The following is a 20,903-nucleotide window of genomic DNA, read 5'->3' as shown; positions in this document are numbered from 1 at the left end:
GCTGATTTTTAAAGCCAGATAAAAAGGAACCGCCAATTGGCGGCTCCCTTTAAAAATTAAGACTGCTTGGACATTGCAGCAACTTCTGCTGCGAAGTCAGTCTCAACTTTCTGGATGCCTTCGCCCACTTCAAAGCGGATGAAGCCAGTTACGTCAGCATTGTGCTCTTTCAGCAACTGACCAACAGTTTTGCTTGGCTCGATAACGAAAGGCTGACCAGTCAGAGAAACTTCACCGGTGAATTTCTTCATGCGGCCTTCAACCATTTTCTCTGCGATTTCTTTCGGCTTGCCAGACTGCATAGCGATGTCCAGCTGAACCTGGTACTCTTTCTCAACAACTTCAGCAGACACGTCTTCTGGCTTAACGAATTCTGGCTTGCTTGCAGCAACGTGCATAGCGATTTGCTTAACCAGCTCTTCGTCAGCGCCTTTAGCTGCAACAACAACACCGATGCGAGCACCGTGCAGGTAGCTACCCAGAACATCACCTTCCAGAACAGCAACACGACGAATGTTGATGTTCTCACCGATTTTAGCAACCAGTGCAACACGCTCTTCTTCGAACTGTGCTTTCAGTACTTCGATGTCAGTAACTTTGCCTGCAGCAGCAGCGTCCAGCACTTTGTCAGCAAATGCCTGGAAACCACCATCTTTAGCAACGAAGTCAGTCTGGCAGTTAACTTCCAGAATCACAGCGTAGCCGTCTGCGATCTTAGTTTTGATCACGCCGTCAGCAGCTACGTTGCCTGCTTTCTTAGCTGCTTTGATCGCACCAGACTTACGCATGTTTTCGATTGCCAGCTCGATGTCGCCATTAGCTTCAGTCAGTGACTTTTTGCAATCCATCATGCCTGCGCCAGTACGTTCACGCAGTTCTTTTACCAGAGCAGCAGTAATATCAGCCATTCTAAAATCCTCGGTTATCTCGTAGAGAGAGATAAGCCCTGGTCCACGAAATAGACGAACCCTGGCTCAAAATAAAAAGGGGGCCTGAGACAGGCCCCCTAACCAAACTATTCAATACCTGGTTAATAAGAGCTCAAATAAGAGCGAACCTTATTATTCAGCTTCTACGAAGCTTTCTTCTGCCTGAGAAGCCAGATCCTGAGAGCGGCCTTCACGAACGGTAGCAGCTACAGCACCCAGATACAGGGTTACAGCACGGATTGCATCGTCGTTACCAGGGATAACGAAATCAACGCCATCTGGATCGGAGTTAGTATCAACGATAGAGAATACTGGGATACCCAGGTTGTTCGCTTCTTTGATTGCAATGTGTTCGTGATCAGCGTCGATTACAAACAGTGCATCCGGCAAGCCGCCCATGTCTTTGATACCGCCGAGGCTGTTTTCTAACTTAATCAGCTCACGGGTACGCATCAGCGCTTCTTTCTTGGTCAGTTTGTCGAAGGTACCGTCCTGAGACTGGATTTCCAGGTCTTTCAGACGTTTGATGGACTGACGAACAGTTTTCCAGTTAGTCAGCATACCGCCCAACCAGCGATGGTTCACGAAGAACTGATCGCAGCTCAGAGCAGCTTCTTTTACTGGTTCGCTTGCAGCACGCTTAGTACCAACGAAAAGGATTTTGCCTTTACGAGAAGAAATCTTGCTCAGTTCAGCCAAAGCTTCGTTGAACATAGGTACAGTTTTTTCAAGGTTGATGATGTGAACTTTGTTACGAGCGCCGAAGATGAAAGGCTTCATTTTCGGGTTCCAGTAACGGGTTTGGTGACCGAAGTGAACACCAGCCTTGAGCATGTCGCGCATGGAAACAGTTGCCATGATTAAAACCTCTATATAAAAGTATGGGGTTAAGCCTCCACGTATCCCATATTACCGACCCCTAAGGGCACCCCGGAATATGTGTCGATACGTGTGTGTTATTTACACAAAGTGAGAGTGTTGGCCGTATCCGAAAAATCGGAATACAAGTCCGGCGCGCTTTATACCATAAAACAGACCCGGACTCCAATAGTTGATAGTGGATAGTGCGCACACCGATTCTCGATTTGGCACCGATCGTAGGCCCTGATACCATTACCCCACTACTGCTCAATTATTGTCGATAACGACGACACCTGCGGATCGAATGAATGGCTATCTCAATTAAAACACCTGAAGAAATCGAAAAAATGCGCGTTGCGGGCCGCCTTGCCGCTGAAGTGCTGGAAATGATTGAATCCCACGTACGACCGGGCATTTCCACTGGCGAACTGGACCGTATTTGTAACGATTACATTGTTAACCAACAGCAAGCGGTTTCCGCGTGCCTTGGCTACCATGGCTTCCCGAAATCCGTGTGCATCTCCATTAATGAAGTGGTCTGCCACGGTATTCCTGATGACGCTAAACTCCTGAAAGATGGTGACATCGTCAACATCGACGTTACCGTTATCAAAGATGAATACCACGGCGACACCTCAAAAATGTTCATCGTTGGCAAACCGACCATTCTGGGTGAGCGTCTGTGCCGCGTGACTCAAGAAAGCCTGTATTTGTCTCTTCGCATGGTAAAACCAGGTATTCGCCTGCGCACTCTGGGTGCAGCCATTCAGAAGTTCGTTGAAGCTGAAGGTTTTTCTGTGGTTCGCGAATACTGTGGACACGGTATTGGCCGCGTATTCCACGAAGAACCGCAAGTGCTGCATTACGATGCTGATGACGGTGGCGTGGTGCTGCAACCGGGCATGACTTTCACTATCGAGCCGATGGTGAACTCCGGCGATTACCGCATTCGCACCATGAAAGACGGCTGGACGGTGAAAACCAAAGATCGCAGCTTGTCTGCACAATACGAGCATACTATTGTGGTGACAGATAACGGCTGCGAAATTCTCACCTTACGCAAAGATGACACCATCCCCGCGGTGATTTCGCATAACGACTGATTGCCTGGCGAAAGTCAGCAATCGAAGCCGGCTTATGCCGGCTTTTTTTATGGATGGCGACATGACACCGAGCTTACCCGAGCAGTACGCAACCACAGTGCTTCCTGAGATTTCCGGGCAACCTGAATACCCTGTCAACTGGACAGACTCAGAGCTTAATTGCGCCGAAATCAAAGCCCGCCTCGACACTTTCCAGCAGTGGTTGGGGACAGCATTTGACGACGGTATTTCCGCCGAAAAACTTATCGATGCCCGCACCGAGTTTATCGACCAGTTACTGCAACGGTTGTGGGTAAACTACGGTTTTGGTGATGTCGCTGAAACCGCGCTCGTCGCGGTGGGTGGTTACGGGCGCGGTGAACTTCATCCGTTATCTGATATTGATTTGCTGATACTCAGCCGTAAACGTCTGAGCGAGCCGCAATCCCAGAAAATCGGTGAACTTCTCACGCTGTTGTGGGACGTAAAGTTAGAAGTCGGCCACAGCGTACGCACGCTTGAAGAGTGCCTGCTCGAAGGCCTGTCTGATTTAACAGTTGCCACCAACCTGATTGAGTCACGCTTACTGATTGGCGATGTCGCACTCTTCCTTGAACTGCAAAAACACATTTTCAGCGACGGTTTCTGGCCATCTGCCAAGTTCTTTGCCGCAAAAATTGATGAGCAAAATGTTCGTCATCAGCGTTACCACGGCACAAGTTATAACCTCGAGCCAGATATCAAAAGCAGCCCCGGCGGTTTGCGTGACATCCATACGCTGCAATGGGTCGCGCGTCGCCATTTTGGTGCCACGTCCATGAGTGAAATGGTCGGCTTTGGTTTTTTAACCGAAGCAGAAAGAAATGAACTGGATGAGTGCCAACACTTGCTGTGGCGTATTCGCTTCGCTTTACATCTCGAAGTAAATCGCTATGACAACCGTTTGTTATTCGACAGGCAGCTCAGCGTTGCTCAACGTCTGGATTACAACGGTGAAGGCAATCAGCCGGTCGAACACATGATGAAAGATTTCTATCGTGTGACCCGTCGCGTCGGTGAGCTTAACCAAATGCTGTTGCAGTTGTTTGATGAAGCGATTCTTGCGTTAGATGCCAGCGAAAAACCGCGCCCACTTGATGATGACTTCCAGTTACGCGGCACTCTGATTGATCTGCGTGACGAAACGCTATTTATGCGTGAACCGCAGGCTATTTTGCGTATGTTTTACATGATGGTGCGTAACCGTGACATCACCGGAATTTACTCAACCACCCTACGCCATTTGCGTCATGCGCGTCGCCATTTAGTACAGCCGCTTTGCTACATTCCGGAAGCGCGCGAGCTGTTCCTCACGATATTGCGCCACCCCGGTGCCGTGAGCCGCGCCTTATTGCCAATGCACCGCCACAGCGTGTTGTGGGCATATATGCCGCAGTGGTCGCATATCGTCGGGCAGATGCAGTTTGACCTGTTCCACGCGTATACGGTGGATGAACACACTATTCGCGTGCTGCAAAAACTGGAAAGCTTCGCGAAAGAAGAAACCCGTCCGAAGCATCCATTATGTGTCGATCTGTGGCCGCGCCTGTCGCATCCAGAGCTTATCTTGATTGCAGCCCTGTTCCATGACATCGCCAAAGGCCGTGGCGGGGATCACTCGGTTCTGGGCGCGGAGGACGTTATAAAGTTTGCCGAACTGCACGGGTTGAACTCTCGCGAGACGCAACTTGTCGCGTGGCTGGTGCGCCAACATTTGCTGATGTCAGTCACCGCGCAGCGCCGTGATATCCAGGACCCGGAAGTGATTAAGCAGTTTGCTGAAGAAGTGCAGACTGAAAACCGCCTGCGTTACCTGGTTTGCCTGACCGTCGCTGATATCTGTGCGACCAACGAAACCTTATGGAATAGCTGGAAACAGAGTCTGTTGCGGGAACTCTATTTCGCCACAGAAAAACAGCTGCGTCGTGGGATGCAAAACAGCCCGGATATGCGTGAGCGTGTACGCCACCATCAACTTCAGGCGCTGGCGTTACTGCGTATGGATAACATCAACGAAGAGGCGCTGCACAATATCTGGCGCCGCTGCCGGGCCAACTATTTTGTTCGCCACACGCCAAACCAAATTGCATGGCATGCGCGACACTTGCTGAAGCACGACCTCAGCAAACCGATGATTTTGCTTAGCCCACAGGCAACACGTGGTGGTACCGAAATCTTCATCTGGAGCCCTGATCGCCCTCACCTGTTCGCCGCTGTTTGTGCCGAGCTGGACAGGCGCAACCTGAGCGTTCATGACGCACAAATATTTACTACGCGCGACGGCATGGCAATGGACACCTTTATTGTGCTGGAGCCGGATGGCAGCCCGCTTTCCGCCGACAGGCACGAACTCATCCGCCACAGTATTGAACAGGCTATTACGCAGGCCAGCTGGCAGACGCCTCAACCGCGCCGCCAGTCCGCCAAACTGCGCCACTTTACCGTCGATACCGAAGTCAATTTCCTGCCTACTCATACTGACAGGCGCACATTCCTGGAACTGATTGCGTTGGATCAGCCAGGCTTACTGGCGCGGGTAGGTGAAGTGTTTGCTGACCTCGGAATTTCACTTTACGGGGCTAGAATTACGACAATTGGCGAGCGAGTAGAAGATTTATTTATAATAGCTACCGCTGATCGGCGTGCTCTTAATAATGAGTTGCAAGAGGAAGTACAGCAACGGTTGACAGCAGCCCTTAATCCAAACGATAAATAACAGTCTGTTAATTTCGTCACAATCAGGAAAATGTTCACAATGCCAATGCAGCAGCTACAAAACGTAATTGAAACCGCTTTCGAGCGCCGCGCCGAAATCACTCCGGCAAATGCTGATACCGTCACTCGTGAAGCGGTAAACCAGGTCATCTCCCTGCTCGACAGCGGTGCGCTGCGCGTTGCCGAAAAAATTGATGGCCAGTGGGTTACCCACCAATGGCTGAAGAAAGCCGTTCTGCTTTCTTTCCGTATCAATGACAACCAAGTTATTGATGGCGCAGAAAGCCGTTACTTCGACAAAGTGCCGATGAAATTCGCCAACTATGACGAAGCACGTTTCCAGAAAGAAGGTTTCCGCGTTGTGCCGCCAGCGGCCGTTCGCCAGGGTGCATACATCGCACGTAACACCGTTCTGATGCCTTCTTACGTTAACATCGGCGCTTATGTTGATGAAGGCTCTATGGTTGATACCTGGGCAACTGTCGGTTCTTGTGCGCAGATTGGTAAAAACGTTCACCTGTCTGGTGGCGTAGGCATCGGTGGCGTTCTGGAGCCATTACAGGCTAACCCAACTATCATTGAAGATAACTGCTTCATCGGCGCGCGTTCAGAAGTTGTGGAAGGCGTTATCGTTGAAGAAGGTTCTGTGATTTCCATGGGCGTTTACATCGGCCAAAGCACGCGCATTTATGACCGTGAAACTGGTGAAGTACATTACGGCCGCGTGCCAGCAGGTTCCGTGGTCGTTTCCGGTAACCTGCCATCTAAAGATGGTAAGTACAGCCTGTACTGTGCAGTTATCGTGAAAAAAGTCGACGCGAAAACTCGCGGCAAAGTTGGAATCAACGAGCTGCTTCGCACTATCGACTAATAAAATATGCAAAAGGCGGGCTCTCCCGCCTTTTTAGCATTTAGGGCTAGCGGAAAAGGATTTTTCCGTTAATTATCTTGATATTGCTGATATCGAAAAAGGTAACACTATGTACGATAACTTGAAAAGTCTGGGTATTACCAATCCTGATGAGATCGATCGTTACAGCCTCCGGCAGGAAGCCAATAACGATATCCTGAAAATCTATTTCCAGAAGGATAAAGGCGAGTTTTTCGCTAAAAGCGTGAAGTTTAAATACCCACGCCAGCGCAAAACTGTCGTTGCCGATGGCGTCGGTCAGGGTTACAAAGAAGTGCAGGAAATCAGCCCGAATCTGCGCTATGTAATTGATGAATTAGATCAACTTTGCCAACGAGATCGCACTGAAGTGGATCTGAAACGCAAAATCCTCGACGATCTTCGCCATCTGGAATCTGTAGTTGCTCACAAGATCAGTGAAATTGAATCCGATCTTGAAAAGTTAACCCGCGGTAAATAATGCAAAAGGGCCGGAATCTCCGGCCCTTTTATTATCTTTGCTCATCCAGTTGCAACGCCACATACAGCAGCAATCTATCGTCAAAATTTCCTAAATCTAACCCTGTTAATTCCGAAATACGGTTAAGTCGGTACTCGAGCGTATTACGATGAATAAACAATGCCTTAGACGTTGCCAGTGGCTGCACGTTATGGCGGAACCACGCGCTTAACGTTCGGCGCAGCAGCCCGTTGTTATCCATTGATTTCAGGCGAGCTAAAGGGCGAGCCAGTTCATTCGCCTGCCATCCGCCACGCAAACTATCCAGCAGCACCGGCAACATCAAATCCTGGTAAAAATAGCCCCGGTTTTCTGGCATACGTTGTTTGCCGACCATCATGGTAGTGCGTGCGGTTCGATACGAGCGCGCAATACTACCAGGCCCGGTAAAATAGTTGCCCAGCGCGACACGAAAGCGTAGCTGACCATTTTCTTTCATACGGTTGATTAGCTGCTCTACCCGCTTGCGGTGATCTTCTGCATCCCAACGGCCAAAAGGATTTAGCGCAGGTTTTAGCACCACCATTTCAGTTAACGACACAATGGCTATTAAATTATTCCGCTCAGGTGTCGTCAGTGCAGTTTGCAGCTGCTGTAACTCTTCCATAGCGCTTTCCACGCCAAGCTGACCACTATCGACTTCCACAACAGCGACCACTCGAGGTTGATTCAGATCGATACCCAAACGTTGTGCCCATTCGCTCAAAGCCGGTGTCTGTTCTTCAGCCTGAATCAAATTCATCACTAACTCTTCACGCAGACGAGTGTCTTGTGCCAGCAAGTGCATCAGACGAGATTGTTCAAGCATCATCTCCGCCGTCATACACACCAGCTCACCGTACTTACGCAGCGAGCCAGGTTCCCCTGTCAGACCGATAACACCAACAATTTCACCTTCGATGCGCAGTGGCAGGTTTATCCCTTGACGCACGCCGTGCAGATGCCGGGCTACGGCATCATCAATATCAACCACACGCCCCTGGGAGAGCACCAGCAATGCACCTTCGTGCAATTCACCAATACGTTCTTTATCACCACTACCAATGATTCGCCCACGCGCATCCATCACGTTTATGTTGGTATCAATAATGGTCATGGTGCGCGCCACAATGTCCTGCGCCATTTTGGTATCAAGGTGCCAGCCAGCCATGTGTCCTCCTGAGTCGTGCTAATGGCCTAGCATAGGCGAGATGGATCGCCTCAGCATTGTGCGAATGCACAAAGCACCGATGAAGAGTATGGAGTTGTGGTAAGGCTCACAAAAAAGGGCCGCAATTTGCGGCCCTGATAGTTTAAGGAGAACTTAGTGGCAATTAATTACTGCATCAACAGATAGATGGTGCTGTCGCCACGCTGAATATTAAGCGCCATTACAGATGGTTTGGTGTCCAGAATTTTGCGCAGTTCAGCGATGTTATTTACAACCTGCTGGTTAACACCAATGATAATGTCACCTTTTTTCAGACCAATACGTGCAGCAGGGCTATTGCCTTTTACGTTATTGACGATGACACCCTTCTCATCTTTACCGCTGCGGTTGCTCATTTCAGCACCTTCGATACCCGTAAAGATAGTGGCTGAATCAACCTGAGTCTGGCTGCTTTGTTGCAGTTCCAGATTCACTGATACTGGTTTGCCATCACGCAGCAGGCCAAGAGTCAGTTTGCTGCCAACTGGCATAGAACCCACTTCAGCGCGCAAGGCAGCGAAGCTGCTAATTGCTTTACCGTTCATGGAAACCACAACGTCACCGGCTTTCACGCCCGCTTTCGCAGCAGAAGAGTTAGGCATAACCTGGCTGACAAATGCACCACGTTGCGCGTCAACTTTCATCGCTTTTGCTAACTCGGAGTTCAGCTCAGTCCCAAGGATACCCAGTTCGCCACGCTTAACTTGACCATACTGCACCATCTGCGCAGTCAGGTTTTTCACCATGTTGCTTGGGATAGCAAAACCGATACCGATGTTGCCACCGTCTGGTGCCAGAATCGCAGTGTTAATCCCGATCAACTCACCATTAAGGTTAACCAGTGCACCACCGGAGTTACCACGGTTGATTGCCGCATCGGTCTGGATAAAGTTCTCATAGTTTTCAATGTTCAGGCCACTACGACCTAAAGCTGAAACAATACCGGAGGTCACGGTTTCGCCCAAACCATACGGGTTACCGATTGCAACGGTGTAATCACCAACGCGCAGTGCGTCGGAGTCAGCCATTTTTATCGCAGTCAGGTTTTTCGGGTCCTGCAACTGCAGCAGTGCGATATCAGAACGTGGATCTTTACCCACCACTTTTGCTTCAAACTTACGTCCATCACTCAGGGAAACCTGAATTTTTGTTGCATTATCAACAACGTGGTTGTTTGTCACCACATAGCCTTTAGCGGCGTCAATAATTACACCAGAACCCAGTGCTGCAAATTTCTGCTGCTGACCGCTGCCCTGAGGGCCTTGGTCCGCCGGGCCACCCTGGCAGAATGGAGAGCTCTGGAATGGAGAGCCTTCCTGACAGAATGGTGAATTATCACCAAAGAACTGCTGGAAGTTACGCCCCATACGCGGCGTATTAACAGTGGTGCTCCCCTCAACGTTAATACTCACTACGGAAGGCATCACTTTTTCCAGCATCGGCGCAAGGCTTGGCATAGGTTGCCCAGCGGTTGCAGGTACAGAAGAAGCGGTCTCTGCCGCAATTGCAGATACAGGACTCAGCGCCAAACCCAGGCTAAGAGCCAGCGCGCTCATTGCTAAAGTTGTTTTTTTCATCGATTTCAGTCTCAAGTTAATAAGTCACGCAAAATTGCTGTGTAGGCCAATATAGAGTGACAATTGAGGCGCTAAGTTCCGCCGATAAGTCACTGGAAAAAGTAAAAATTTATTGTCCGTCTTTACAAAACTCAATGAGCAACTTATTCCACCGCCATCAGGCGCCGATACTCATCCCAGGCGAATAAGTCCGTCATTCCGCTGATATAATCCTGAATTAGACGACAGCGGTAATAATATTCCCATACTGGGAAATCACTGGCTGACGGCGTCAAATCACTGACGGCTTCAATATACGCAAGTCTATGTTTTGTCGATAATTTGTGGAACAATCGAGTTTCAATCGGCAGACGACGTAAACTTTCTTTCTCCACCAGTTCAGCAAAATCCTCAACTGATATATTGAGTAATGGACTGTAAATTTCAAGTAAGCCACTGATAACGCGATAACCTTGTAACTCAAGTTGCTCAACTTCTGGGTGACTAAATACATGTTTAAATGCAACCTGCTTATATAGCTCCAGCAGGCGCGCAAAGGGGCTGTCATCTTCTAGTAGTGCGTGATTGAACTCGCCGCTAAATATATCGCTGATATTATCGATAAAACGTTGAGCGGCATAAGGCACCAACTGGTTTAACGTATTGACGCGCAGATACATAAAGAACTGATCTTCGGTACTGCGGCGCATCTGATTTGAACGGGATTTCTCCCAGGCCTCATCCACTACATGCTCAAACAGATCGCCTTTGCTATGCTCGCCCCAGGCATCACATAAGTGCTGATAAAGTTGTTCAACGCTGAAAATGCGCTTCTCAACCGCATCTTCCAGATCCGCCACACAGTATGAAATATCATCCGCAGCTTCCATTATCCATGTCAGTGGGAAACGGCTGTATTCACCCAGTTCAAGCTCCGTACGCAAACGGGCAATGTACGACTCTTCCGAAAGATAGAAGCCAGGTTTTTTCATCAGATAAGCGTGGCTTTTTGGCGGCTCGCCAACAAACCAGGCCGGGCGCGTATATTTGAGAATGCAACCAACCTGCGCCCAGGTCAGATTCATACGCAATAGACTATGTACCAGGCGAATGCCCTGCGCATTGCCTTCGAACTGACAAAGATCCTGGCGCACCTTGTGGCGCAAGCCATTCAGTTGATCTTCACCTTCACGCAGGCGTAAAGCTTCAACCCGGCAACGATCGTCGCTGCGCGGCTGGCTTCCGGCATCTGTTGGGAATAAACGCTGGCGGAACCAGTCATTAATAGCTGACTCACCAAAATGACCGAACGGTGGGTTGCCGATGTCATGCATCAGGCAGGCCATTTCAACGATGCTTTCAAACGGGCCGGTGAGCTCATGCAGCCCAAAGCGCTCAAGATCCTGCTCCTCCTTAAGGCGGCTCAGCACTTCTTTGGCGATGTAGCGGCCGACTTGCTGAACCTCCATCGAGTGAGTCAAACGTGTGCGAACAGAGGCATTACGCTCCAGAGGGAAAACTTGTGTTTTCTGCTGCAAACGGCGAATTGCCGGAGAGTTAACGATTCTCCCGCGATCGCTTTCAAAAATACGCAGGATTTCATGTTCGTTCTTCAGCCCTTCAGGAGAGCGGAAACGGCGGTGCCAGTTAATTTTCTTACGGAAATCTATTTCACTCATGCCCTCTCCTGCGCCTTTTAACAGCGGATTAATTCCTTGATGCCAGCCATGATAGACTATGAAGGTAATTTAACACTTTAGCGAGAATCACTATGAAAGTAGGCATCATTGGTGCAATGGAAGAAGAAGTTACGCTGCTGCGTGACAAAATTGAAAGCCGTCAGACTCTGAAGCTTGCAGGGTGTGAAATTTACACCGGCTCCCTGAATGGCGTTGAAGTAGCTTTGCTGAAATCAGGTATTGGCAAAGTCGCAGCTGCAATGGGTGCAACTCTCCTGCTTGAGCATTGCAAACCAGATGTAGTGATCAACACCGGTTCTGCAGGTGGTCTTGCATCCACACTTAAAGTTGGCGATATCGTGGTTTCTGATGAAGTGCGTTACCACGACGCAGACGTTACCGCTTTTGGCTATGAATATGGCCAATTGCCAGGTTGCCCAGCAGGTTTTGCTGCTGACGCCAAACTGATTGCCGCGGCTGAAGAGTGCATTGCCGAGCTGAACCTGAACGCCGTGCGCGGTTTGGTTGTTAGTGGTGATGCGTTTATTAACGGTTCTGTGGCACTGGCAAAAATCCGCCATAACTTCCCACAGGCGGTTGCTGTGGAAATGGAAGCGACAGCAGTTGCGCACGTTTGCCATAACTTCGGTACCCCGTTTGTCGTGGTGCGCGCGATCTCTGATGTTGCCGATCAGCAATCCCATCTGAGCTTCGAAGAGTTCTTAGCTGTTGCGGCGAAGCAGTCCACGCTGATGGTTGAAAACCTGGTGCAGAAACTGGCTCGTGATTAATAAGAACTTTTGGCGCGGCATCACCGCGCTTCTGTGTTGTCTCCCGGCGTGGCTAAATGCCGCGCCGCGGGTTATCTCATTATCGCCGAGCAATACTGAACTGGCATTTGCGGCTGGTATCACGCCAGTAGCGGTCAGCGCCTGGTCAGACTATCCGGAAGCCGCCAAAAAGCTTGAGCAAGTCTCGAACTGGCAGGGGATGAATCTCGAGCGTATCGTGGCGCTTAAACCTGATGTGGTTCTTGCCTGGCGTGGTGGAAATGCTGAGCGCCAGGTCAACCAACTAAAAGCATTGGGTATTAAAGTTGTCTGGCTTGATCCGGCAACGGTCGAAGGTGTGGTTGCGGCATTGCGTCAATTGAGCCAATACAGCCCGACACCCCAAACGGCCCACAACGCCGCAGATAAACTGGCAAAAGAGTTTGCCGATTTGAAAGCGCACTATTCTCAGCACCCGAAGAAAAAAGTGTTTCTCCAGTTCGGCCAGCAGCCGCTATTTACGTCAGGAAGTGGTTCAATTCAGAACGAAATTCTGGAAGTATGCGCAGGGCAAAATATCTTCGCTGATAGCCGGGTTCCCTGGCCGCAAGTGAGTCGTGAACAGGTGCTAAGCCGCCACCCACAGGCTATTATTATCACCGGCGATGAAACGCAAATCCCTCCGGTTGAACAATTTTGGAATACCCAGCTAAAAATTCCGGTTATTGCAGTGAATGATGACTGGTTTAGTCGCTCAGGCCCACGTATTATCCTCGCCGCAAAACAGCTCTGTGAGGAGCTGGCAGAAAAATAACCTTTTCTATGAGGATAACACCCACATGCTCGTCTATTGGCTGGACATCATTGGCACAGCCGTCTTTGCAATATCCGGCGTACTGCTGGCAGGTAAACTACGTATGGACCCGTTTGGTGTTCTGGTTCTTGGCGTAGTGACAGCGGTTGGCGGCGGAACTATTCGCGATATGGCACTGGATAATGGCCCGGTATTTTGGGTTAAAGACCCAACCGACTTAGTGGTCGCAATGGTCACCTGTATGCTGACTATTGTGTTGATTCGACAACCGCGTCGGCTACCAAAATGGATTTTACCAGTGCTCGATGCCGTGGGACTTGCGGTGTTTGTCGGTATTGGGGTGAATAAAGCATTTCTGGCGGGCGCAAGCCCACTGATTGCCATCTGCATGGGCGTGTTGACCGGTGTTGGCGGTGGGATTATTCGTGACGTTTTAGCGCGTGAAATCCCGATGATCCTGCGTACCGAAATCTATGCCACGGCGTGTATTGCAGGCGGAATTGTACATGCCACTGCGTATTACACCTTCCACGTTCCACTGGAACAGGCGAGCATGATTGGCATGGTCGTCACCCTCGCAATCCGTCTGGCCGCCATTCGTTGGCATCTCAAATTGCCAACGTTTGCACTCGATGACAGACAATAGAGAATAAAAAAGCCGGATGACGCTTTCGCTTATCCGGCCTACAAGAATTTTTATAACTAACCATTTAAACCGAATAATTCGAGTTGCAGAAAGTAGACAAAGTCGTGAGTCCCAGGAGCATAGAAAACTATGTGACTGGGGCGAACGGGTGCAGTCGACGCATCTGCAGCTTGAAGTATGAAAGCTTAAACGCTGAACGAAGAACCACAACCACAGGTACTTTTCGCATTCGGGTTGGTCACAACAAAGCGCGAACCTTCCAGACCTTCAGTGTAATCCACCGCACCGCCTACCAGATATTGCAGGCTCATTGGGTCAACTACCAGCGCAACGCCTTGCTTCTCGATAGTCATATCGCCGTCATTAATCTGATCGTCAAAGGTAAAACCATACTGGAAACCGCTGCAACCACCACCGGTGATGTAAACGCGCAGTTTCAGATTCGGGTTCTCTTCATCCGCGATCAGGTTTTTTACTTTATTGGCTGCTGCTTCGGTAAACTGCAACGGCAGCACTGCTACGTCATCACTCATCATTTGCTCCCAACGAAATAAGAAGTCGGGTAAAGTTTAACCCAGCCTTTGGGGGTCATTATCTAATACCCGAGTAAATCGTTCAAGTATTCTCCCCGGCAGGGGTTTGCTGTTCTTTGTTCTGCTTTTCCGCTTCCTGTTTGGCGAGCGTACGCGCGAGAATCGAGGAGTATAGCGGTTTCCCACCCAGGAATTGTGCCAATAGTGTCGCGCCAAGGCAGGTAATAATCATTGGCAGAATGAGCTGGTAATTGTCAGTCATTTCCAGAACCAACACAATTCCGGTCAATGGCGCACGCACTGATGCGGCAAACAACGCCCCCATTCCGGCGATGGCAAATGTCCCAACTTCAAGATGATAGGCCGGGAACCAGGCCGCACTCGCGATACCAAATGCCGTGCCAAGTAATGTACCCAAAGCTAGCATTGGTGCAAAAATCCCACCAGGTGCACCGGATGCAAAACATAGCAACGTGGTAATCACACGAGCAATAAAGATAAACAGCAGCATGCCAAGGGTGTAATTGCCTGCGGCTGCAATGGGGATAAGATTAAAACCGCCACCGGCCGCTGCAGGTTGGATAAGACCAAGAATCCCGCAAATACCGCCCAGCAAGCCACCAATAATCACCCATTTTTTCAGATTGCCGCCGTGAAGGCGCTGGAACATATCCTGGGTACGGAACACCATCGCGTTAAAGAACACGCCGACGATGCCAAATACCATCCCCAACACCAGATACAACCACAGCGTGTTAACCGGCGCGTTAGCCAGTTTGCCGACTTCGATAACCGCATTTTCACCATTAAAAATACGGAACACCACGCTCGACATAATCACGCCGATAAACACGGCTTTTATCGAAATCAGGTTGTAGCGAAATTGCGGGCGCATCTCTTCAATGATGAACAGAATCCCCGCCAATGGGGCATTAAACGCAGCGGATAAACCCGCAGCCGCACCGGTCGCTAACAGTGAATGGCGAGCTTCAGCACCACGCAGGCGGAAAATATCCAGCACCATGCGGCCGATATTCCCACCCAATTGCACCGTTGGCCCTTCGCGCCCGAGCACCATGCCAGCACCGAGCGTCCCCATCCCGCCGATAAACTTCACTGGAATGACACGCCACCAGCGCACCGGACGCAACTCTTCCAGTGCCCCTTCAATTTCAGGGATACCAGAGCCCCCTGCTTCCGGCGCAAAACGGCGCACCAGATAGTAGCCAATCATTGCCAAAAGCATTGAGCTAATGAATGCCAGCGGCCAGACAATAAGGCTGTGATCAGCCACATGAGCCAGCATTGCGAGGCGATTTTGTTGAACCCAGGTGACCGCTTTTTCAAAAGCGACACCCACCAAACCGGCTAACGTCCCTACTATCGCGGCCATGAAAAGAATAGCGACGGGAGTTTTATCCTGTCGAATTAGGCGACGCACCATGTCGCCCCTGCGTAAGCGCACAACCTGCTGTGCTTCAAAAGAGGGGTGGGAGTGATTCATTAGGCTAATCATTTATTGGTAATACAAATCGAGGGGGCATTCTACTCTCTCGACGCGTTTGGGCAAAACTTTCATAACTTCGAATGTTTCCCTTAGAATAGCGTGTAGTCATTATTTCCACGAATCCACGAATTGGAGCCGATTCATGAGTAAGTCTGAAAACCTGTACGCTGCAGCACGTAAAGTCATTCCTGGTGGAGTTAACTCGCCGGTTCGTGCTTTTACTGGCGTCGGCGGTGTGCCGCTGTTTATCGAACGCGCTGACGGGGCTTACCTGTATGACGCTGACGGCAAAGCCTATATCGATTATGTTGGTTCATGGGGGCCAATGGTTCTCGGTCACAACCACCCGGCAATTCGTAATGCCGTGATTGAGGCGGTTGAACGTGGTTTAAGCTTTGGCGCGCCAACTGAGATGGAAGTAAAAATGGCGGAGCTGGTGACCGACCTGGTTCCAACCATGGACATGGTTCGTATGGTGAACTCAGGCACAGAAGCCACCATGAGCGCCATTCGCCTGGCACGTGGTTTTACCGGTCGCGATAAAATCATCAAATTCGAAGGCTGCTACCACGGCCACGCTGACTGCCTACTGGTGAAAGCCGGTTCTGGCGCACTGACCCTCGGCCAGCCAAACTCACCGGGCGTTCCGGCTGATTTCGCTAAACACACCCTCACCTGCACCTATAACGATCTCGCTTCCGTTCGCGCCGCGTTCGAGCAATATCCGCAAGATATTGCCTGCATTATCGTTGAACCCGTTGCAGGCAACATGAACTGCATCCCGCCAAACGATGACTTCCTGCCAGGCCTGCGTGCGCTGTGCGACGAGTTTGGTGCGTTGTTTATTATTGATGAAGTGATGACCGGTTTCCGTGTCGCGCTGGCAGGTGCCCAGTCTTACTACGGTGTGGAACCTGACTTAACTTGTCTGGGCAAAATCATCGGTGGCGGGATGCCGGTAGGTGCGTTCGGCGGTCGTCGCGAAATTATGGACGCGCTGGCACCAACTGGCCCGGTTTACCAGGCAGGTACGCTTTCCGGTAACCCAATTGCGATGGCGGCAGGCTACGCTTGCCTGACTGAAGTCGCACAACCAGGCGTTCACCAGACATTGACCGAACTGACCGAAATGCTGGCAAACGGTTTGCTGCATGCAGCGAAAGAAGAAAATATTCCACTGGTCGTGAACAATGTGGGCGGCATGTTTGGTTTGTTCTTCACTGATGCGGAAACGGTGACTTGCTACCAGGACGTGATGGCGTGTGATGTCGAGCGCTTTAAGAAGTTCTTCCACCTGATGCTGGAAGAAGGTGTTTACCTGGCACCATCTGCATTTGAAGCAGGCTTTATGTCAGTTGCGCATTCGAAAGAAGATATTCAGAAGACTATCGACGCTGCGCGTCGGGTGTTTGCGAAGCTGTAATGTTTACGCCCTCTTCTGTGAAGAGGGCGTGTTAATCACCGCGTCTGCTTACGCAGCAAATAGATGAAATAAGGCGCGCCGATAAAAGTCGCCAGCAAGCCAGCAGGCACCTGATCCGGGAAGAGGATCATTCTTCCGCACCAGTCCGCCGCCACCATCAGCATCCCACCCAATAATGCCGACATCACCAACTGCGGCATAGCACGCCGGAAACCGAGCATACGCGCGATATGTGGTGCCATTAGGCCAACAAAACTCAGCGGGCCGACGGTCATAGTTGCCGCGGCGGTTAAGGTTGCAGCCAGCAAAAGCAGCGCAAAGCGTGATGGTGTCAGAGCCATACCAATCGCGCGCGCAGTTGCTCCACCTAACGGGAGAATCATTAACCAGCGGCGGCACAGCGGCGTCAGGGCAAACAAAATCACCATCAGGATAAGCGTTCTGACAGCCTGGTCACCGGTAACGTTATAGGTTGAACCAGAAATCCACGTCAGAATCCCAGCCATACGTGGATCACCACTCGCCATCAGCAACATCAACAACATGGTAAACGCGGTACTCAGCGCCATCCCGGCAAGTAACATGCGTTGCGGGGAAAAACCGCCACGACTGGCCGTCACCATAATCACCAACAGTGTCACCGCAGCACCCAAGCTACCGGCCGGGAACAACCAACCGAATGCATTTCCAGGTACGATAAACAGCATCACCACCACGCCGAATGCCGCACCAGAGCTGATACCTAACACTTCGGGGCTTGCCATCGCATTACCGGTCAGACGCTGGATAACGCTGCCAGCAACCGCCAGCATCATACCCGCAGTCAGTGCAGCTAATACACGTGGCCAACGCCACTGTAATAACTCATGGAATAACGAACCGCTTACCCAGTTCCAGCCATACGCATCGCGTCCAAGCGTTAGCGCAGTGACAAGAACCAACGCTAACACACCGCTACCAACTAACACCCACCATGCCAGATGCTGGCGCTCGCTCGGAACGTTATCGCCCTGGTTCATCGCTGGTGTGCCAACAGTACGTAAGCGTGGCAGTAACCACAGCAATAACGGCGCTCCAATAAGAGCGGTCACCGTACCGGTTGAAATCTCACGCCACGCGCTGGTCAGCCAGATAACGGATTGATCGGACAGCCACAATATCAACGCGCCAATAAGCGGTGCGAGGAACAAACGCGCAACCAGGCGGCGTGCCCCAAGCATTTTCGCCAGCAACGGCGCGAACAGGCCAATAAAACCAATAATCCCGACTGCATTAACCAACAGCGCACTGATGGCAATCGCCAGTACCAGCGTCGCGAGGCGCACCATGGAAAGTGCCAGCCCCAGGTTACGTGCCACACCATCGTCGAGCCCCATCAGCGTTAGCGGGCGCAACAACAGCAGTGTTAATAACAAACCGCCGACCAGACGTGGCCACAGGCCGTTAACGATGTCCCAGTCTTGTTGGTTTAACGAGCCAGTGCTCCACAGGAACATGTTCTGCAACTGGTCGTGATGGAAAATAGCCAGCAGCTGGTTTACCGCTCCACAGTAAAGGCTCAGTACCAGCCCTGCGAGAATCAGCGTGACCGGAGATAACCGCTTGCCCCAGGCAACGCCAAACACCAGTAAACCCACAACGCCTGCCCCTACCAGAGCGGCAAACTGTTGTGTGGCAAACCCACCGGGCAACGCCCACAGCGTGGCAACCGTGATACCGAGTTGCGCGCCACTTGCCACACCAAGTGTAGTTGGCTCAGCAAGCGGGTTTCGTAACACTTGCTGGAATAGCACACCTACTAATCCAAGCCCTGCCCCAACTAACAAAGAGATAGCAAAGCGCGGTAGCAAACTGTAGTGGAATAACATCTGATTGATGTCATCAATATTGGGCTGCCACCAGGCCGCACTCCACTGCGCAGAAGGCAACTGTGCATTCAGGTTGTGTAACGTCAGCGCGCAGGCAATAACAAACAGCAGGGATAAAAGCAGCGCGGGGAGCAAAGCATAACGATGTTTCACGTCTGGCTCCCTATGGCTTTAGCAAGCGTAGTGGTGAAGTTCATGGCGGAAAGTGTCGCGCCGTAAAGCCATACTGGCGGCACGCGTTGGAAGCGGTTTTGACGAACAAAAGGCATCGAGTTCCACAATGGCGTTGCGGTTACGCGGGCCATTTCAGCATCGTTATTATGATCAAAGCAGATAACATCGGCGTCCTTAACTTCGGCGAGGCGCTCAAGGCCAACGACCGCACTGCCCCAGAAGTTGGTTTCACCTTGCCAGGCATTTTTTACGCCTAGCAAATCCATCACCTGTTGGAACAGGCTGTTTTTGCCAATAACCAGCGCGTGGCGGGAATCTAACAATGTCATCAGCAAAACGGGTTTATCCCCACGGGAAGCAAAGCGGGGTTTCATCTGCTCGATAAATTGATCAAATTTCAGCAAGTGATCGCGTGCTTCCTGCTGCATACCTAATTTTTCACCCAGTTCTGTCAGTGACTGACGAGCAACGGTCAGCGGCTTCCCGGAACCATCGTTGAAACTAAAACCCAAACCCGGCGCGATACGCGACATCTTTTCCGGTGACGGGCCGTAGCCTGCGGAATAGAGAATCAGTGACGGTTTTAATTGGGTCAGCAGTTCGAGATTGGGTTCGGTGCGTAAACCAACTTCGATTATGCCATCGGGCAATTTCGGTTCACCGACCCAAGCCTGATAATTTTTGATATCAGCCATCGCGTAAGGCTTAACGCCCAGCGCCAGCATCAATTCGACAGGTAGCCATTCCAGCGCAACAATTCGTTGCGGATCGATTGCCGCCGCATGAGCGTTGCCCATTTTGAGCAACAGCGGCGAGAGCGCCAGTGCCGTTAACAACTGGCGACGGCTCAGTAAAGGGTTAATCAGCTCACTCATCAGTAAACGAAGCTCACCGGAGCCGCGCCCGCAGGATGTGGCAGAATACCCATTGGGATACCGTAAATCTGTTCCAGCGTTTCGCTTTGCATCAATTCAGCAGGGCTACCCTGGGCAATCATTTCGCCACCGCGCAGCGCTGCAAGGTTGTCGCAATAACGCGCCGCCATATTGATATCGTGCAGAACGGCAATCACCGTCAAACCACGTTCCTGGCTAAGACGATGAATCAGCGCCAGTACATCAACCTGGTGGGCAATATCCAGCGCCGAAGTCGGTTCATCCAGCAACAGGCAACGGCTATCTTGCGCCACCAGCATGGCAATCCACGCACGCTGGCGTTCGCCGCCAGAAAGACTGTCCACCAGACGATGAGCAAAAGGTTTCAGCCCGACCAAAGTGATGGCCTCTTCAACCAATTCCCTGTCCGCTACGCCAAAACGACCCAACGCGCCGTGCCACGGATAACGACCAATCGCCACCAGCTCACGCACGGTCATGCCTTCAGCCGCTGGGAGTTGTTGCGGTAAGTACGCGACTTTGCGCGCAAATTCCTTGCTGCTCCAGCTATCCAATGGTTGATTGTTGAGACTGATTTCCCCATCAGAGGGTTTCTGATGGCGACCAAGCATTTTCAGCAGTGTCGATTTCCCCGAGCCGTTGTGGCCAATCAGGCCTGTGACTTTGCCTACAGGAAAGGTCATCGACAGAGGATGGAGAAGCGTGCGACCGGGTACGCGGAAGGTAACGTCAGTGAGGCTAAACGTGGTATCGGGATGAACGAGTTTGTCCTGCATGGTAGCCATCTTTGTTGATGGGCACGGCGAACCGTGC

At 51.1% G+C, this 20,903-nt stretch carries 18 protein-coding genes; 8 read left to right on the top strand and 10 right to left on the bottom strand.

Annotated elements, in window-relative coordinates; genetic code table 11:
- Window positions 1-56 precede the first annotated feature (56 nt).
- Both tsf and rpsB read right to left on the bottom strand, forming a co-directional pair.
- Window positions 57-908, bottom strand: coding sequence for a translation elongation factor Ts (tsf, locus tag M977_RS14710; RefSeq protein WP_064516320.1), 852 nt, complete (start codon window positions 906-908; stop codon window positions 57-59).
- A gap of 153 nt (window positions 909-1,061) precedes the next feature.
- Window positions 1,062-1,787, bottom strand: a complete 726-nt coding sequence (rpsB, locus tag M977_RS14705) for a 30S ribosomal protein S2 (protein ID WP_064516318.1) — start codon at window positions 1,785-1,787, stop codon at window positions 1,062-1,064.
- Between the two features lie 311 nt (window positions 1,788-2,098).
- Between rpsB and map the strand changes: the two genes are divergently transcribed.
- From map to M977_RS14685, 4 genes are all read left to right on the top strand, one after another.
- The gene (gene map, locus M977_RS14700; RefSeq protein ID WP_064516316.1) at window positions 2,099-2,893 is read left to right on the top strand and encodes a type I methionyl aminopeptidase; all 795 of its coding nucleotides are present in this window, start codon (window positions 2,099-2,101) and stop codon (window positions 2,891-2,893) included.
- Between the two features lie 61 nt (window positions 2,894-2,954).
- Entirely contained in the window at window positions 2,955-5,627 is a 2,673-nt protein-coding gene (gene glnD / locus M977_RS14695) for a bifunctional uridylyltransferase/uridylyl-removing protein GlnD (protein ID WP_064516388.1), read from the top strand.
- A gap of 45 nt (window positions 5,628-5,672) precedes the next feature.
- Entirely contained in the window at window positions 5,673-6,497 is an 825-nt protein-coding gene (gene dapD, locus M977_RS14690) for a 2,3,4,5-tetrahydropyridine-2,6-dicarboxylate N-succinyltransferase (protein WP_034461055.1), read from the top strand.
- A gap of 109 nt (window positions 6,498-6,606) precedes the next feature.
- Complete coding sequence (locus M977_RS14685; RefSeq protein ID WP_034460862.1) at window positions 6,607-6,996, top strand: DUF3461 family protein; 390 nt, start codon at window positions 6,607-6,609, stop codon at window positions 6,994-6,996.
- 31 nt (window positions 6,997-7,027) lie between these two features.
- Here the strand turns inward: M977_RS14685 and M977_RS14680 are convergent, their stop codons facing one another.
- From M977_RS14680 to dgt, 3 genes are all read right to left on the bottom strand, one after another.
- Complete coding sequence (locus M977_RS14680) at window positions 7,028-8,185, bottom strand: CdaR family transcriptional regulator (RefSeq protein ID WP_064516314.1); 1,158 nt, start codon at window positions 8,183-8,185, stop codon at window positions 7,028-7,030.
- 167 nt (window positions 8,186-8,352) lie between these two features.
- Window positions 8,353-9,801 (bottom strand): serine endoprotease DegP, encoded by a 1,449-nt coding sequence (degP, locus tag M977_RS14675; RefSeq protein ID WP_064516311.1) that lies wholly within the window; start codon window positions 9,799-9,801, stop codon window positions 8,353-8,355.
- A 143-nt stretch (window positions 9,802-9,944) separates the two neighbouring features.
- Window positions 9,945-11,459 carry a dGTPase gene (gene dgt / locus M977_RS14670; protein ID WP_064516309.1) on the bottom strand — a complete coding sequence of 505 codons (1,515 nt, stop codon included), beginning with the start codon at window positions 11,457-11,459 and terminating at the stop codon, window positions 9,945-9,947.
- A 92-nt stretch (window positions 11,460-11,551) separates the two neighbouring features.
- Between dgt and mtnN the strand changes: the two genes are divergently transcribed.
- The 3 genes from mtnN to M977_RS14655 are packed head-to-tail and all read left to right on the top strand — an operon-like array spanning window position 11,552 to window position 13,689.
- On the top strand, window positions 11,552-12,250 hold the full coding sequence (gene mtnN, locus M977_RS14665) for a 5'-methylthioadenosine/S-adenosylhomocysteine nucleosidase (RefSeq protein ID WP_064516307.1): 699 nt from the start codon (window positions 11,552-11,554) through the stop codon (window positions 12,248-12,250).
- Complete coding sequence (gene btuF / locus M977_RS14660) at window positions 12,246-13,043, top strand: vitamin B12 ABC transporter substrate-binding protein BtuF (RefSeq protein WP_064516386.1); 798 nt, start codon at window positions 12,246-12,248, stop codon at window positions 13,041-13,043. Before mtnN ends, btuF begins: the two co-directional genes overlap by 5 nt.
- 25 nt (window positions 13,044-13,068) lie before the next feature.
- Window positions 13,069-13,689: a TRIC cation channel family protein gene (locus M977_RS14655; protein WP_064516304.1), complete on the top strand. Its 621-nt coding sequence runs from the start codon at window positions 13,069-13,071 to the stop codon at window positions 13,687-13,689.
- A gap of 185 nt (window positions 13,690-13,874) precedes the next feature.
- On the opposite strand, the gene erpA is transcribed toward M977_RS14655, so the two are convergent.
- Together erpA and clcA are read right to left on the bottom strand one after the other, a co-directional pair.
- Complete coding sequence (gene erpA / locus M977_RS14650) at window positions 13,875-14,222, bottom strand: iron-sulfur cluster insertion protein ErpA (RefSeq protein ID WP_034460870.1); 348 nt, start codon at window positions 14,220-14,222, stop codon at window positions 13,875-13,877.
- 82 nt (window positions 14,223-14,304) lie between these two features.
- Window positions 14,305-15,726: a H(+)/Cl(-) exchange transporter ClcA gene (gene clcA / locus M977_RS14645; RefSeq protein WP_064516302.1), complete on the bottom strand. Its 1,422-nt coding sequence runs from the start codon at window positions 15,724-15,726 to the stop codon at window positions 14,305-14,307.
- 145 nt (window positions 15,727-15,871) lie between these two features.
- Here clcA and hemL point away from each other — a divergent pair, with 145 nt between their 5' ends.
- On the top strand, window positions 15,872-17,152 hold the full coding sequence (gene hemL, locus M977_RS14640) for a glutamate-1-semialdehyde 2,1-aminomutase (RefSeq protein ID WP_064516299.1): 1,281 nt from the start codon (window positions 15,872-15,874) through the stop codon (window positions 17,150-17,152).
- Between the two features lie 35 nt (window positions 17,153-17,187).
- Here hemL and fhuB read toward each other — a convergent pair whose 3' ends face one another.
- Genes fhuB through fhuC form a run of 3 tightly spaced genes read right to left on the bottom strand, consistent with a single transcriptional unit; the run spans window position 17,188 to window position 20,866 of the window.
- Window positions 17,188-19,173: a Fe(3+)-hydroxamate ABC transporter permease FhuB gene (fhuB, locus tag M977_RS14635; protein ID WP_064516297.1), complete on the bottom strand. Its 1,986-nt coding sequence runs from the start codon at window positions 19,171-19,173 to the stop codon at window positions 17,188-17,190.
- On the bottom strand, window positions 19,170-20,069 hold the full coding sequence (gene fhuD, locus M977_RS14630) for a Fe(3+)-hydroxamate ABC transporter substrate-binding protein FhuD (RefSeq protein ID WP_064516295.1): 900 nt from the start codon (window positions 20,067-20,069) through the stop codon (window positions 19,170-19,172). The genes fhuB and fhuD overlap by 4 nt, the downstream gene beginning before the upstream one ends.
- The gene (gene fhuC, locus M977_RS14625; RefSeq protein ID WP_064516293.1) at window positions 20,069-20,866 is read right to left on the bottom strand and encodes a Fe3+-hydroxamate ABC transporter ATP-binding protein FhuC; all 798 of its coding nucleotides are present in this window, start codon (window positions 20,864-20,866) and stop codon (window positions 20,069-20,071) included. Before fhuC ends, fhuD begins: the two co-directional genes overlap by 1 nt.
- Window positions 20,867-20,903: the final 37 nt, after the last annotated feature.

The organism is Buttiauxella gaviniae ATCC 51604 (assembly GCF_001654835.1).
GTDB classification, from domain to species: domain Bacteria; phylum Pseudomonadota; class Gammaproteobacteria; order Enterobacterales; family Enterobacteriaceae; genus Buttiauxella; species Buttiauxella gaviniae.
Note: the sequence above shows the minus strand (reverse complement) of the source record. Positions and strands in the feature narration are given on the sequence as shown.

Bases quoted from the DNA above. Each gene is read 5' to 3' on its own strand.
- tsf (WP_064516320.1), bottom strand. From the start codon at position 908: ATGGCTGATATTACTGCTGCTCTGGTAAAAGAACTGCGTGAACGTACT.
- rpsB (WP_064516318.1), bottom strand. From the start codon at position 1,787: ATGGCAACTGTTTCCATGCGCGACATGCTCAAGGCTGGTGTTCACTTC.
- map (WP_064516316.1), top strand. From the start codon at position 2,099: ATGGCTATCTCAATTAAAACACCTGAAGAAATCGAAAAAATGCGCGTT.
- glnD (WP_064516388.1), top strand. From the start codon at position 2,955: ATGACACCGAGCTTACCCGAGCAGTACGCAACCACAGTGCTTCCTGAG.
- dapD (WP_034461055.1), top strand. From the start codon at position 5,673: ATGCAGCAGCTACAAAACGTAATTGAAACCGCTTTCGAGCGCCGCGCC.
- M977_RS14685 (WP_034460862.1), top strand. From the start codon at position 6,607: ATGTACGATAACTTGAAAAGTCTGGGTATTACCAATCCTGATGAGATC.
- M977_RS14680 (WP_064516314.1), bottom strand. From the start codon at position 8,185: ATGGCTGGCTGGCACCTTGATACCAAAATGGCGCAGGACATTGTGGCG.
- degP (WP_064516311.1), bottom strand. From the start codon at position 9,801: ATGAAAAAAACAACTTTAGCAATGAGCGCGCTGGCTCTTAGCCTGGGT.
- dgt (WP_064516309.1), bottom strand. From the start codon at position 11,459: ATGAGTGAAATAGATTTCCGTAAGAAAATTAACTGGCACCGCCGTTTC.
- mtnN (WP_064516307.1), top strand. From the start codon at position 11,552: ATGAAAGTAGGCATCATTGGTGCAATGGAAGAAGAAGTTACGCTGCTG.
- M977_RS14655 (WP_064516304.1), top strand. From the start codon at position 13,069: ATGCTCGTCTATTGGCTGGACATCATTGGCACAGCCGTCTTTGCAATA.
- erpA (WP_034460870.1), bottom strand. From the start codon at position 14,222: ATGAGTGATGACGTAGCAGTGCTGCCGTTGCAGTTTACCGAAGCAGCA.
- clcA (WP_064516302.1), bottom strand. From the start codon at position 15,726: ATGAATCACTCCCACCCCTCTTTTGAAGCACAGCAGGTTGTGCGCTTA.
- hemL (WP_064516299.1), top strand. From the start codon at position 15,872: ATGAGTAAGTCTGAAAACCTGTACGCTGCAGCACGTAAAGTCATTCCT.
- fhuD (WP_064516295.1), bottom strand. From the start codon at position 20,069: ATGAGTGAGCTGATTAACCCTTTACTGAGCCGTCGCCAGTTGTTAACG.
- fhuC (WP_064516293.1), bottom strand. From the start codon at position 20,866: ATGCAGGACAAACTCGTTCATCCCGATACCACGTTTAGCCTCACTGAC.